14 protein-coding genes are annotated in these 12,201 nt (G+C 60.4%); 8 read left to right on the top strand and 6 right to left on the bottom strand.

The window, feature by feature from the left end:
- Positions 1 to 6: 6 nt before the first annotated feature.
- From G6N80_RS12380 to hemC, 5 genes are all read right to left on the bottom strand, one after another.
- Positions 7 to 483: a tellurite resistance TerB family protein gene (locus G6N80_RS12380; protein ID WP_062556293.1), complete on the bottom strand. Its 477-nt coding sequence runs from the start codon at positions 481 to 483 to the stop codon at positions 7 to 9.
- An 8-nt stretch (positions 484 to 491) separates the two neighbouring features.
- Entirely contained in the window at positions 492 to 2,108 is a 1,617-nt protein-coding gene (locus tag G6N80_RS12385) for a heme biosynthesis protein HemY (RefSeq protein WP_165134142.1), read from the bottom strand.
- Between the two features lie 11 nt (positions 2,109 to 2,119).
- The gene (locus G6N80_RS12390; RefSeq protein WP_062556115.1) at positions 2,120 to 3,487 is read right to left on the bottom strand and encodes a COG4223 family protein; all 1,368 of its coding nucleotides are present in this window, start codon (positions 3,485 to 3,487) and stop codon (positions 2,120 to 2,122) included.
- An 88-nt stretch (positions 3,488 to 3,575) separates the two neighbouring features.
- Positions 3,576 to 4,274, bottom strand: coding sequence for a uroporphyrinogen-III synthase (locus G6N80_RS12395; RefSeq protein ID WP_165134145.1), 699 nt, complete (start codon positions 4,272 to 4,274; stop codon positions 3,576 to 3,578).
- Positions 4,275 to 4,280: 6 nt separating this feature from the next.
- Positions 4,281 to 5,210, bottom strand: a complete 930-nt coding sequence (hemC, locus tag G6N80_RS12400) for a hydroxymethylbilane synthase (protein WP_062556113.1) — start codon at positions 5,208 to 5,210, stop codon at positions 4,281 to 4,283.
- 81 nt (positions 5,211 to 5,291) lie between these two features.
- Between hemC and tsaD the strand changes: the two genes are divergently transcribed.
- From tsaD to G6N80_RS12425, 5 genes are read left to right on the top strand one after another with little or no spacing between them, the layout of a single operon-like run.
- On the top strand, positions 5,292 to 6,386 hold the full coding sequence (tsaD, locus tag G6N80_RS12405; RefSeq protein WP_165134148.1) for a tRNA (adenosine(37)-N6)-threonylcarbamoyltransferase complex transferase subunit TsaD: 1,095 nt from the start codon (positions 5,292 to 5,294) through the stop codon (positions 6,384 to 6,386).
- On the top strand, positions 6,383 to 7,372 hold the full coding sequence (locus tag G6N80_RS12410; protein WP_165134151.1) for an NAD(P)H-dependent glycerol-3-phosphate dehydrogenase: 990 nt from the start codon (positions 6,383 to 6,385) through the stop codon (positions 7,370 to 7,372). Before tsaD ends, G6N80_RS12410 begins: the two co-directional genes overlap by 4 nt.
- Positions 7,373 to 7,396: 24 nt before the next feature.
- Positions 7,397 to 7,693 carry a YciI-like protein gene (locus G6N80_RS12415; RefSeq protein WP_165134154.1) on the top strand — a complete coding sequence of 99 codons (297 nt, stop codon included), beginning with the start codon at positions 7,397 to 7,399 and terminating at the stop codon, positions 7,691 to 7,693.
- A 5-nt stretch (positions 7,694 to 7,698) separates the two neighbouring features.
- Positions 7,699 to 8,142: an EVE domain-containing protein gene (locus G6N80_RS12420; RefSeq protein ID WP_062556109.1), complete on the top strand. Its 444-nt coding sequence runs from the start codon at positions 7,699 to 7,701 to the stop codon at positions 8,140 to 8,142.
- A 7-nt stretch (positions 8,143 to 8,149) separates the two neighbouring features.
- Positions 8,150 to 8,803: a class I SAM-dependent methyltransferase gene (locus G6N80_RS12425; protein ID WP_165137058.1), complete on the top strand. Its 654-nt coding sequence runs from the start codon at positions 8,150 to 8,152 to the stop codon at positions 8,801 to 8,803.
- Here the strand turns inward: G6N80_RS12425 and G6N80_RS12430 are convergent, their stop codons facing one another.
- Positions 8,804 to 9,274 (bottom strand): hypothetical protein, encoded by a 471-nt coding sequence (locus tag G6N80_RS12430; protein ID WP_165134157.1) that lies wholly within the window; start codon positions 9,272 to 9,274, stop codon positions 8,804 to 8,806.
- Positions 9,275 to 9,568: 294 nt separating this feature from the next.
- On the opposite strand from G6N80_RS12430, the gene sdhC reads away from it, so the two are divergent.
- The 3 genes from sdhC to sdhA are packed head-to-tail and all read left to right on the top strand — an operon-like array spanning position 9,569 to position 12,201.
- On the top strand, positions 9,569 to 9,961 hold the full coding sequence (gene sdhC, locus G6N80_RS12435; protein ID WP_062556106.1) for a succinate dehydrogenase, cytochrome b556 subunit: 393 nt from the start codon (positions 9,569 to 9,571) through the stop codon (positions 9,959 to 9,961).
- Between the two features lie 11 nt (positions 9,962 to 9,972).
- Complete coding sequence (gene sdhD / locus G6N80_RS12440) at positions 9,973 to 10,353, top strand: succinate dehydrogenase, hydrophobic membrane anchor protein (protein WP_062556105.1); 381 nt, start codon at positions 9,973 to 9,975, stop codon at positions 10,351 to 10,353.
- Between the two features lie 6 nt (positions 10,354 to 10,359).
- A complete protein-coding gene (sdhA, locus tag G6N80_RS12445) occupies positions 10,360 to 12,201 on the top strand; it encodes a succinate dehydrogenase flavoprotein subunit (RefSeq protein ID WP_165134160.1) in 1,842 nt (613 codons plus the stop codon).

A 12,201-nucleotide genomic window follows, 5' to 3' on the forward strand; every position in this document is an offset into this window, starting at 1 on the left:
CAATCCTTAATCTCCTCCCGCATCCTTTCCTACCGTCCGAGCCGCCACTTTCTGCCGCTCCGTTACTCTATCCCGCGCCGAAACCCCCAGAAGATCGGCAATACGCCAGATCACATGGTCCTCCATCTCGCTGCGCTCGCCATCGGCATAGACCAGATCCCAGAGGGCTCCGATCAGTGCGACGCATTCGTCGGGATTTAGATGTCGCTTAAGATCGGAGGTAAAACGATAATAGTCAACCGCTTCCGACCCTGCGGAGCGCCCTGCTTCCATCAGGCTATCGAGATGCGACTTGTCCAGCTGGTAGCGTTCGCGCAGCATATCTTCCAGGCGCAGCTTCTCCTTGTCTGAAATGGAGCCATCGGCCTCCATCACCTGAAAGCAGAGGGCTGCGAAGGCCACGCGCGGATCGTCCGGAGAGTAGGCATCATCCGGACGCCCAACGCCGAGTTCCTGAAAAAATTCCTGAATTCGCTCGAACATCAGCATGGTCAAAACAGCCGCAGTCTGGTTGCGCTTGAAGTGGAAGCCGTCTCATCCTTGACGCCTGGATCATCTGGCGGACGACCGTTGAACGGATCCGGCGCCTTTATCTCTTCCACGGGTGGGGTCGAGGGCTTTGAATGGGCGGGACTTGCGGCGGAAGGCTGGATGACCTCCAGTTTGACCGGCTTTTGTGGTGCCGGCTTGATGGCTGAAGATACCGTCGACGGTTCGGGTTCAGGTGCCTGCTCCCCTGTGCTCGATTGAGCGATGACCGGCGGAAGATTTGCGATGGCCGTTTCGGCAGCAACCGTGCCTTCCTCGACCGGACCTTCGAGCTGTCCGAAGGGCCGCTTCCATTCGAACGCATCAAGCCTTCCTGTCACGGGCGAGACCGGCAGCCAATGGTCCGATACAAAACCATCTGCCACCCAGGCCTGGTCGCGCGGGGCGCGAACCGCCTGCGCCATCCAGTGGCGAATGCGGCCCTGATCACCGGTTTCTGCATCTTCGATATCGGCCAGAAGCAGATAGATGCCTTCTCTCGGATCCATGCGAAGTGCTGCTTGCGCCTTCTCACGCGCAAGTTTGAAATCCTGTTTGTCCAGCGCGGCTTGCGCCATGATCAGAAGCGATTCCGGGTTGTTGGGTTTGAGCTTTTCCAGCCGTTCGGCGCGCAACATGCGATCCGCCGCACTGTCGCCGGGACGGGCGCGGAGATAGAGCATGCCCACATCCGGGTGGGGTTGGTGTTTCCACAGACCCTCAAGGACATTTGCAGCCTTGCGCAGATTGTCTTCCCGAAGATAAGCCTTGGCGGCGATAATGCCCGCCGGAACAAGATCCTTCGCGAGCTTCAAAGCGGCATTTGCATCGTCTTTTGCCCCCTTTGGGTCACCTTCGAGCCGTTCCGTGGCGCGGGCGGTGAGAAGCACGGCCTTCAGACGGTCTGCCCGCTTCCGCTCGATGACATTGGCCACCTTCTGCTGGTCGAGCAGGCGAATGGCCTCTTCCCATCGCGCAGACTGCGAGCGGTATTCGAGGGTCGCCTCAGCGGCCCAGGGCAGATAGGGGGCATTCTCGACGGCTGCTTCCGCGTATTGCCGTGCTGCTTCGTTGGCGCCCAGCCGACGCGCTTCCATGTAAAGGCCGCGCAGACCCAGTTCCCGCGTTTCGGGATCATCGGCCATTCGCTCGAACTTTTCGCGGGCTTCCTCGTGACGACCCTCGATGAGCGCCGTCTGCGCTTCCAGCAGGTGAATGAGCGGCTCCTGATCCGCCCGCAACAGGCCACGGGCGCGAGCGGTCATCTTGCGCGCCAGAAGCGCGTTGCCAGCACCGGCGGCAATAAGGCCGGTCGAGAGCGCCTGATAGCCGCGATCCCGCTTGCGCGCACGGAAGAAGCGGCGCACCGAATGCGGAGAGGTCCAGATTGTCTGGATCAGCCACCAGACGAACATGACCGCGCCGATGAGTGCAACTAGCGCCGTGGCGGCAACCATGATGCTGGTCTCGATCAACTGGTCCTGCCAGGTGATGGCAATCAGGCCGGGGCGATCTGCCAGCCAGGAAAAGCCCCAACCGAGGGCAAGAGTAACGATCGCGAAGATAAACAGACGGATCATTCAGATGCTCCTCAACCGTTCGAACCACTGGCAGCCATGGCACGCGTCAGCGTCCCGGCAGCGAGTTCATCCACGTCTATGCGCGCATCGAGTGCCTGTTTGTAGGCTGAGGCTGCCTGCTTTGCTGCATCCGGCAGGCCGTTGAACTCCGCTGCTGCAGCCTTCAGGTCGCCATTCTTGATGCGCTCTTCCATGCGGGCCACGCGCGCTTCCGGCGTATCGCCGTCGACATCTCCAACCGGACGAACCTTCACTACGCGCATGGCGCTCGACATCAGGCGCGCTGCTATGCCTTCCTCAGCGGCGGGCTGGTGAATGGCATCGATCATGGCATTTGCAGCGGCAGGAAAGCGGCGGACCAGATCGGCGCGAGTCGGTACACCCTTGTCCGCGTAGGCTTGCAGTTTCGAGGCTGCCGGATCGTCGGTTGCCACGCTCGCAAAGGTATCGAGTTCAGCCTTGAACGAGCCGCCTCTGTCCGTTGCGGCCTTCAGCCCTGCCGCAGCCAGTGCGCGGGCAATGGCCTGCTCCCGGCCCGGCTGGGTGATCCGCTGTTCAAGCGCCTGCATGCGCTGGCCAAGCTTGGCGCTGTTATCGCCCATGGCGGCACTGGCGGATTTTGCCGCGGCCAGATCTCGCTGCAGGCTTTCCACCTGTTGGGCAAGCTCAGCATTTCCGCCACCGTTCTTTTCAAGTGCCGCAATGCGCGCGGTCAGATCTGCCGGAGGCTTGGCGGTCTGGAGAGCGGCGACCTGTTGACGCAATTGGTCGATAGCCGCTGCATCGCCACGCCCTTGCGGGCCGAGACCGGGAATAATGCCCGCATACTGCATGCTTCCGGCAAGCAGAAGCGCAACAAGACCGCCTGCAATGCCAGCGGCGATCATGGCAGATGTGGAGGGTGATTTTTTCGAGGTCTCGCCTGCGTGATTGGAAGCCAGAGGCGCAGTCGTCGACGATGCTGGCGACACAGGAGCCTCAGGCTGTGTTTCCGCTGCCTGACTGAAGGGCGACGGATTTTGCTCGGAGGAGGCGATGTCCGCAGGCTTCAGCGTGTCATTCAATGTCGCTGGCGCGCCGGCGGAAGAGGCCGGATCGGCTTCTGACCCGAGTTTGGCCGGTGGTGCGTCGGGAGCGGTTGCTTCGCCTGATGCCGGAGCGCTTTGTGCGGGCGCATCGTCTGCTGCCGACGTGGTTTGCGTGATGGCGTCGGCGGTCGCATGGTCGGCCACGGGGTCGACCGGTGTGCTCGCAGTCGGCTCGTCCGTGTCATTGGCGCGCACGGGTTCGGCGATGATGCCCTTGTCCTCGGCCGCCAGATCAAGTGTGACTGGGGTCTTTCCCGAACGGGAGCGGCGGGGCGGCTTATCCGAAACCATGGCAACCTCTTCTAGAACTGTTCCAGCTCAAAACTAGTCAGCCGGATGGATGATGGAAAGGGGCTCGAGGGATTTTGGTTCCGGTTGTTCAAGAAAGGAGAGCGAACAGCGCCTCTTCCGTTGGCTGGCTGGCAACCGAAACCTTCATTTTCGTCGCTTCGCCAAGGCTGCGGGCAACTTTACCGCTGAGGCATAGGGCGCGGCAGTTTTGCCAGAAGTCAGGATTATCCCTAACCAATGGTTGCTCCATGAACAGCCGCGCTGCTTCGCCGGAATACAGAAGCACCGCATCGGGAGCTGTTTCCAGCACTTGCACCTCAGAACGTATCCAGACAAGCGGTAGCATCTCATAACAGACGGTGGTGGAGAAGCGGATGCCCGCAGCGGTGAGGCCCCGTTCAAGATCCGGTGAACGCGGATGCCCTGCCAGATAGAGAAGATCCTGACGGTCGAGGTCAATCAGCAGACGGGCAAGCCCTTCGCCGGTGCCATCTGCCACCCGGACGGTGCAAAATCCGGCGTGACGCACCTCGTCTGCCGTTGCAGAGCCAACCGCAAACACCGGAACATCGAGATATGCAGAAAGGTCGAGTTTGGAAATCGCCCGCACCGCTTCAGCGCTGGTGACGACCAGTGCAGAATGGGGGCGGCCAAGCGCTTTTTCTGCGTCTTCAGGCAGATGACGCGGGCGTGTGAGCGGCAGGATGAGAGGTTGATGACCAAGCTTGTGCAGTCTTTCTGCCGTGCGTTCAGCACTCTGCCGTGGTCGGGTCACCAATACCCGCATATCGGACTACACCCAGCCTTCGAAGAAACCTGTGCCAGCCGCTTCCCGCACCGTCGTTCCGGCCTTCACGCCGATGGTGCCCGCATCGATGCGCGGACCTTCCATCTGAACAGCGTGCTCTTTCGTGCCATCCGGTGTCAGGATCAGGCCGGAGAACTTCAGGTTATCGCCATCGCAAACCGCATAGCCGGCGATGGGTGTGCGGCAGGAGCCATCCAGTGCGGCGAGAAAGGCGCGTTCGCAGGAAACGGCATCCCAGGTGGGGCGATGATTGATCGCGTCGAGCAGTTCCAGCACACGCCGGTCGCCGATGCGGCTTTCGATGCAGATCGCGCCTTGCGCCGGTGCTGGCGGAAATTCGGCCGGGTCCATCAATTCGGTGGCAACATCCGGCATGGACAGACGATTCAATCCGGCGAGTGCCAGAAGCGTGGCATCCACCTGACCTTCCTCCAGCTTGCGCAGGCGCGTTTCCACCAGGCCGCGGAAGATGATGACCGAGATATCCGGACGGCGGCGGCGAATGAGGGCCTGGCGGCGCAGCGACGATGAGCCGATGGTTGCACCTTCTGGCAGTTCCATCAGCGTCGGTGCCGTGCGACCGATGAAGGCATCGCGAAAATCCTCGCGCGGCAGATAGGCCGAGATCTCAAGCCCGGGAGGCAGAAGCGTCGGCATGTCCTTGGAGGAGTGCACGGCAAAATCCAGCTCCCCGGTCAGGAGTTGTGCCTCCAGTTCCTCGGTGAACAGACCTTTGCCGCCGACTTCCGCCAGCGACCGGTCGGTGATGCGGTCACCCTTGGTGGAGAGAACGACGATCTCAAACATCTCTTCCGGCAGGTTGTGCGCAGCCATCAGGCGGGCGCGCGTTTCGGAAGCCTGTGCAAGTGCCAGCGGGCTGCCGCGGGTGCCAATGCGGAAAGGTTTTGTTTGCATCTGTCGTCATCCATTGTTACGCGATAGCTTCGTAAACGGGTTTCGCCCGCATCGCAATTCATCCAAAGACGTCTGGCCTTTATGACACGCCCTCTTCGCATTCTCGGCATCGAAACAAGCTGCGATGAGACAGCTGCTTCCATTGTGGTGCGCCATGAGGACGGGCGCGGCGAGATTATCTCCGATGTCGTTTTGTCGCAGCTGGAAGAGCACAGCGCTTTCGGAGGCGTGGTGCCTGAAATCGCGGCGCGTGCTCATGTCGAGGCTCTTGATGGCCTGATCGAGGAAGCTCTCTCCCGCGCAGGTATCAAACTGTCAGATGTGGATGCGGTTGCAGCGACGGCCGGTCCGGGCCTTATCGGCGGACTTCTGGTGGGGCTGATGACCGGCAAAGCGATTGCCATGTCAGCCAACAAGCCACTCTATGCGGTCAACCATCTGGAAGGCCACGCGTTGACGGCACGTCTGACGGATGGTCTCGGTTTTCCCTATCTGATGCTGCTCGTCTCCGGCGGTCACACCCAACTCGTGCTGGTGAAGGGCGTTGGCGATTACGAGCGCTGGGGCACGACGATTGATGATGCCTTGGGCGAAGCCTTCGACAAGACGGCCAAGCTTCTTGGTCTTCCCTATCCCGGCGGTCCAGCGGTGGAGAAAGCAGCACGCACCGGCGATGCCACGCGATTCGATTTTCCGCGTCCTCTGGTCGGGGAAGCGCGGCTCGATTTTTCGTTTTCGGGTCTGAAGACGGCGGTGCGGCAGGCGGCAACCGCCATCCAGCCACTGACTGAGCAGGATATCGCCGATATCTGCGCCTCCTTCCAACGCGCCATCTCACGAACCTTGAAGGACCGGATCGGACGTGGGCTTGCGCGCTTTCGCGAGCGTTCTCCCGCGCTTTCCGAGCCTTCGCTTGTGGTGGCGGGCGGCGTGGCGGCCAATCAGGTTATCCGATCCACGCTGCAGGATCTGTGCAACGAGCATCGCTTTGCCTTCATCGCGCCGCCATTGAACCTGTGTACCGATAATGCCGCCATGATTGCCTGGGCCGGGTTGGAACGTATGGCAGCGGGTCTTCCCGCCGATCCGATTTCTGTTGCTCCGCGCTCTCGCTGGCCACTCGACAATGAAGCGGCCGCCCTCATCGGGTCCGGCAAGCGGGGAGCAAAGGCATGAGCGAACGGGAAAACATCGTCGTCGTCGGGGCAGGAAGCTTCGGGACGGCGCTGGCAACGGTTGTGGCGCTGGAAGGCCGCGTGCCGGTGACGCTGATCGGGCGGGATCCATCCCTGATGGCGGATCTGCGCAATGATCGAGTCCACAATGCAGCGCTTCCCGGCGTGCCGCTGCCAGATAATCTTGTCTTTTCCGCTGAGCCCGATGCGCTGGAAGAGGCAAGCATCGTGCTGTTTGCAATGCCCTCCCAGGCGCATGCGGATGCGGCACGCCACTATGGGCCCTACATCCGGTCCGAGACCATCATCGTGTCCTGTGCTAAAGGGATCGAGCGTTCTTCGGGGCGTTTGCTGACAGAGGTGCTGGGCCATGAATTGCCGCATCACTCGGCTGCCGTTCTCTCCGGTCCAGGCTTTGCGGCGGATATTGCCCGCGGTCTGCCGACTGCAATGGCCGTCGCTGCCGCCGATCTTTCGATCGCGGAGCGATTGGCGCGGGTTATCTCCGGTCGCACCTTCCGGCTCTATGCCTCTGCCGATCCGATTGGCGTTCAATTGGGTGGGGCGCTCAAGAACGTGCTGGCGATTGCCTGCGGCATTGCAGAGGGAGCGGGCCTGGGTGAATCGGCGAGAGCCGCGCTCATCTCGCGAGGGCTTGCGGAAATGTCCCGCCTTGCGGAAGCGCTTGGCGGTCGGGGAGAGACGATCCGCGGCCTTTCCGGTCTGGGCGATCTGGTGCTGACCGGCACCAGCCACCAATCGCGCAACCTGCGCTTCGGCATTTCGCTGGGGCAGGGGCATCCGGCGGATATGGCTGGTGGTGCGCTGGTGGAAGGTGCGTTCACCGCCGCGATTGCCTCGGATCTTGCCTCGCGCCATCACGTCGAGCTTCCAATCACCGATGCAGTTGCCGCCATCATCGAGGGCAGGCTGGATGTCACCACTGCGCTGGAGCGGCTGATGAGCCGCCCCATTACAACCGAATGATTTTTCGACAGGAGAGCATGAACCATGGCGCTTTTCGCCTTTCTCTGCACCGATAAACCCGGCCACCTGAATGTGCGCATGGAGACGCGTCCGGCGCATCTAGATCACCTCAACGCGCTGAATGACAAGGGTATCCTGAAGATCGCCGGTCCGTTTCTGGATGCTGAAGGCAAGCCGAATGGCAGCCTGATCATTGTCGAAACGGAGACGCTTGAGGAGGCGCAGGCGCTTGCCGATGCCGATCCTTATGCCAAGGCTGGGTTGTTTTCCTCTGTCGAGGTGAAGCCCTATAACTGGGTCTTCAACAAGCCGGGAGCGTAAGCGGCATGGCTTACTGGCTGTACAAGTCCGAACCCTTCAAGTGGTCCTGGGAGATGCAGAAGGCCAAGGGCGCAGAAGGCGAAGAATGGACCGGCGTTCGCAACTATCTGGCGCGCAACAATATGCGGGCCATGAAGATTGGTGACAAAGGCTTCTTCTATCACTCCAACGAGGGGCTGGAGGTCGTCGGCATAACCGAGGTCTGCACGCTTTCTCATCCGGATTCCACGGCAGAGGGGGATCTGCGCTGGGATTGCGTGGATATACGCGCCGTCTGCGATATGCCGAAGCCCGTCTCGCTCAAGGATATCAAGGCGAACCCGAAGCTCGCCAAGATGTCTCTCGTCACCTCCATGCGGCTCTCCGTGCAGCCCGTGACGGAAGAGGAGTGGTTTGAGGTTTGCCGGATGGGCGGGCTCGATAATCCGCCGCTTTCTCCTTCTGAATAGGTGACGCCTGAAAACCGACCCGGTTGAGTTCATCCTTGCCAATACAAGCCTGACGGCGCCGCCGCATGTGCCGGAGATACAACTGCATCTTGCCGATGAAGCGCATGATCTATGGCTGAAAACAGAGGATGAGCTGCAGCAGATAGGTCTGCAGCCGCCGTTCTGGGCCTTTGCCTGGGCCGGAGGGCAGGGGCTTGCGCGGCATGTGCTCAATCATCCGGACTGTGTGTCGGGCAAGTCTGTTCTCGATTTTGCATCGGGTTCGGGGCTGGTGGGAATAGCGGCGGCCATGGCGGGAGCGAGCTCCGTACTGGCTGTCGATATCGACCCCTGGGCGAAAAGCGCGATCGCGCTGAACGCTGAGGTCAATGGCGTCGAGCTTGATTTCTCCGCTGAAGATCTGGTGGGGCACTCAATCGATCAGGATGTCGTGCTTGCGGGAGACGTTTTCTATGATCGCGAATTTGCGGCACGCATAACCGTCTGGTTCGATGAGCTTCTGGCGCAGGGAAAGGATATCATCGTCGGTGATCCCGGTCGCTACTACCTCCCCAAGCGGCGGCTGGAAGCGCTCGGCACCTATGAGGTGCCGGTTACGCGGGCGCTGGAAGACAGCGAGATCAAGCGCACGACGGTCTGGCGATTTCTGCCTTCCGAATGATTACGGCGAGCCGCGCACCACGCAGACACCATGTTCCATGGCGCAGGCCGATTTCCCGTTTGTCTTGCCCGTCGGGGACACAGTGATGATCTTGGCGCCGGGACCAACATCGGATGCGCTCCCATTCCCGATGCCATCTGCAAAGAAGTAGATGCCGTTTCCGCGGAAGCGAACGGCGCTCAGCCCGCCTGCGAAGGTGCCGAGGCCGCGGACGTAAGAAGGCAGACCGTTGCCGCCCACGACGTCACGCCGCTGATGGCCGGATTGATAATGATAGGTATTCTGAGCGCTGAAGCGATATTCGTTTCGCGGTGAACGGTGGTTCGTCCAGCTTCCGTGACGATCCGACGGACCAGACTGTTTTGCGAGGGAATTGGGTGAAGATCCCCAGACCATATCTGCCCGCGCACCTGCCAGCGGCGCTGTCAGGCAGATTGCGACAATAAGCGCATGCTTTATCAGTCCGGCCATCATGGCTTTTCCTCTCGAAATTAAGAGTAAGTTAACCATAGTATTGGCAGAAAGTTGCATTGATCAACCCGTCATCTCGCTCGATCGTATAAAGAGGCGATGGGAAGCATGATGCTTGCGACAGAATGCGCTGTCTCCACAATCGATTAAATTTAAAAACCTTCTGAATCCGGCTTGTGATATGCCAAATCGATGGGTAAATCAGCCGATGATGCGATGCACATACTCTATGGTGAGCATGCTGCGCCGGGACCGTGCCCGTTTCAATCACGCACGAACGCCGCGAGGATTATGATGGCGAATGTAACAAACAAGCGGCCACTGTCGCCGCACCTTCAGGTCTATCGTTTTATTCCTACCATGGCCATGTCGATCGTCCACCGCATTACCGGTGGCGCCTTGTATTTCGGCACGGTTCTGGTGGCCGCCTGGCTCGTTGCCGCCGCCTCCGGCGAGCACGCCTTCAATCAGGTGAACTGGTTCTTCGGTTCCATCGTAGGACAGCTTATCCTGTTCGGTTACACCTGGGCCATGCTGCATCATCTTCTGGGTGGCCTTCGCCACATCATGTGGGATCTGGGCTATGGTTTCGAGAAGGAATTCTCGACAAAGCTCGCCAAGGCCAATCTGGTTGCTTCGATCGCGCTCACGGTTCTCGTGTGGATCGTGGTTCTGATCGTACGGTAAGGAAACACCTTATGGATATGCGTACTCCACTCGGCAAGGTTCGCGGGCTTGGCTCCGCCAAGAGCGGCACGGAGCACTTCTGGAAAGTGCGGACAACGTCGATCGCGCTGGTTCCGCTTCTGCTGTTTTATGTCGGCTTCCTGATCATGTATGCGGGCAAGCCCTACGCAGAGGTTGTTTCAGCCCTGTCCAACCCGTTCATCGCGACGATCAATGCGCTGACGATCATTGCCTCGATCGTCCACATGAAGCTCGGCATGGAAGAAATCATTCAGGATTACATCCACACCGAAGGGACGAAGTTTGCGCTTCTGATCCTCAATTCCTTCTTTTCGCTTCTGGCCGGTGGACTCTGTCTTTTCGCCGCCCTGAAGATCGCATTCGCAGGATAACATCCAATGGCTTCGATCACACCTATTGCGCAGAACGGCAAGGCCTATACCTACGTCGATCACTCCTATGACGTGATTGTCGTGGGAGCCGGCGGCGCCGGTCTTCGCGCCACACTTGGCATGGCCGAGCAGGGCTTCAAGACGGCCTGCATCACCAAGGTTTTCCCGACCCGCAGCCACACCGTTGCGGCGCAGGGCGGTATTGCGGCCTCGCTGCAGAACATGACGCCGGACAGCTGGCAGTGGCACCTTTACGACACCGTGAAGGGTTCCGACTGGCTGGGCGACGTGGATGCCATGCAGTACATGGTCATGGAAGCGCCGAAGGCGGTCTATGAACTTGAGCACTATGGCGTGCCGTTCTCGCGTAACGAGGAAGGCAAGATCTACCAGCGTCCGTTCGGCGGCCACATGCAGAACTTCGGCGCCGGTCCGCCGGTGCAGCGCACCTGCGCGGCCGCTGACCGTACGGGCCACGCCATCCTGCACACGCTCTATGGCCAGTCGCTGAAAAACAATGCGGAATTCTTCATCGAATATTTCGCGCTTGATCTGATCATGTCCGATGACGGTCGCTGCACCGGCGTCGTGGCCTGGAACCTCGATGACGGCACGATCCACCGTTTTGCGGCCAAGATGGTCGTGCTGGCAACCGGCGGTTATGGCCGTGCCTACTTCTCGGCGACCTCTGCCCATACCTGCACGGGCGATGGCGGCGGCATGGTGGCCCGCGCCGGCTTCCCGCTTCAGGACATGGAATTCGTTCAGTTCCACCCGACCGGCATCTACGGTTCAGGCTGCCTGATCACCGAAGGTGCACGCGGCGAAGGCGGTTACCTCGTCAACTCCGAAGGCGAGCGCTTCATGGAGCGCTATGCCCCATCCGCCAAGGATCTGGCATCACGCGACGTCGTGTCTCGCTGCATGACGATGGAAATTCGCGAAGGCCGTGGCGTTGGCAAGAACAAGGACCACATCTTCCTGCATCTGGACCACCTCGATCCGGCTGTACTGCACGAGCGTCTGCCGGGCATTTCCGAGAGCGCGAAGATCTTTGCAGGTGTTGACGTGACGCGTGAGCCGATCCCGGTTCTGCCGACGGTCCACTACAACATGGGTGGCATTCCGACGAACTATTGGGGCGAAGTGCTGAACGCCGACTCCAATAATCCGGATCGTATTCTGCCCGGTCTGATGGCCGTTGGCGAAGCCGGCTGCGCATCGGTTCACGGTGCAAACCGCCTCGGCTCCAACTCGCTGATCGACCTCGTGGTCTTTGGTCGCGCCGCTGCCATCCGTGCAGCGCAGGTCGTTAATCGCGATGAGCCGATCCCGGCTCTGAATGTTGCTGCCTGCGACAAGATCATGGATCGCTTCGACGGTCTGCGTCATGCCTCCGGTGCCACGCCGACGGCGGTGCTTCGCGACAAGATGCAGCGCGCCATGCAGGAAGACGCAGCCGTGTTCCGGACGCAGGAATCGCTCGAAAGCGGTTGCCAGCGTCTCTCGTCAATCTGGACCGAAATGAAGGATCTGAAGGTCACCGACCGTTCGATGATCTGGAACTCGGATCTGGTGGAAACGCTGGAACTGCAGAACCTGATGGCCAATGCCATCACAACGGTCTATGGCGCGGAAGCCCGTAAGGAAAGCCGCGGCGCGCATGCCCGTGAGGACTACAAGGATGGTCCGATGGGCGGTCGCGATGACGAAAACTGGCGCAAGCATACGCTGGCCTGGGTTGCCGACAACGGTGACGTGAAGCTGGACTATCGTCCGGTCCACACAGACCTGATTGCCGACGGCATCGATGATGCGAAGATCGCGCCAAAGGCGCGTGTGTACTGA

This window comes from Rhizobium rhizoryzae (assembly GCF_011046895.1).
Lineage (GTDB): Bacteria > Pseudomonadota > Alphaproteobacteria > Rhizobiales > Rhizobiaceae > Neorhizobium > Neorhizobium rhizoryzae.

Excerpts from the sequence above, each read along its gene's own strand:
- G6N80_RS12380 (WP_062556293.1), bottom strand. The coding sequence starts at position 483 with ATGTTCGAGCGAATTCAGGAATTTTTTCAGGAACTCGGCGTTGGGCGT.
- G6N80_RS12385 (WP_165134142.1), bottom strand. The coding sequence starts at position 2,108 with ATGATCCGTCTGTTTATCTTCGCGATCGTTACTCTTGCCCTCGGTTGG.
- G6N80_RS12390 (WP_062556115.1), bottom strand. The coding sequence starts at position 3,487 with ATGGTTTCGGATAAGCCGCCCCGCCGCTCCCGTTCGGGAAAGACCCCA.
- G6N80_RS12395 (WP_165134145.1), bottom strand. The coding sequence starts at position 4,274 with ATGCGGGTATTGGTGACCCGACCACGGCAGAGTGCTGAACGCACGGCA.
- hemC (WP_062556113.1), bottom strand. The coding sequence starts at position 5,210 with ATGCAAACAAAACCTTTCCGCATTGGCACCCGCGGCAGCCCGCTGGCA.
- tsaD (WP_165134148.1), top strand. The coding sequence starts at position 5,292 with ATGACACGCCCTCTTCGCATTCTCGGCATCGAAACAAGCTGCGATGAG.
- G6N80_RS12410 (WP_165134151.1), top strand. The coding sequence starts at position 6,383 with ATGAGCGAACGGGAAAACATCGTCGTCGTCGGGGCAGGAAGCTTCGGG.
- G6N80_RS12415 (WP_165134154.1), top strand. The coding sequence starts at position 7,397 with ATGGCGCTTTTCGCCTTTCTCTGCACCGATAAACCCGGCCACCTGAAT.
- G6N80_RS12420 (WP_062556109.1), top strand. The coding sequence starts at position 7,699 with ATGGCTTACTGGCTGTACAAGTCCGAACCCTTCAAGTGGTCCTGGGAG.
- G6N80_RS12430 (WP_165134157.1), bottom strand. The coding sequence starts at position 9,274 with ATGGCCGGACTGATAAAGCATGCGCTTATTGTCGCAATCTGCCTGACA.
- sdhC (WP_062556106.1), top strand. The coding sequence starts at position 9,569 with ATGGCGAATGTAACAAACAAGCGGCCACTGTCGCCGCACCTTCAGGTC.
- sdhD (WP_062556105.1), top strand. The coding sequence starts at position 9,973 with ATGGATATGCGTACTCCACTCGGCAAGGTTCGCGGGCTTGGCTCCGCC.
- sdhA (WP_165134160.1), top strand. The coding sequence starts at position 10,360 with ATGGCTTCGATCACACCTATTGCGCAGAACGGCAAGGCCTATACCTAC.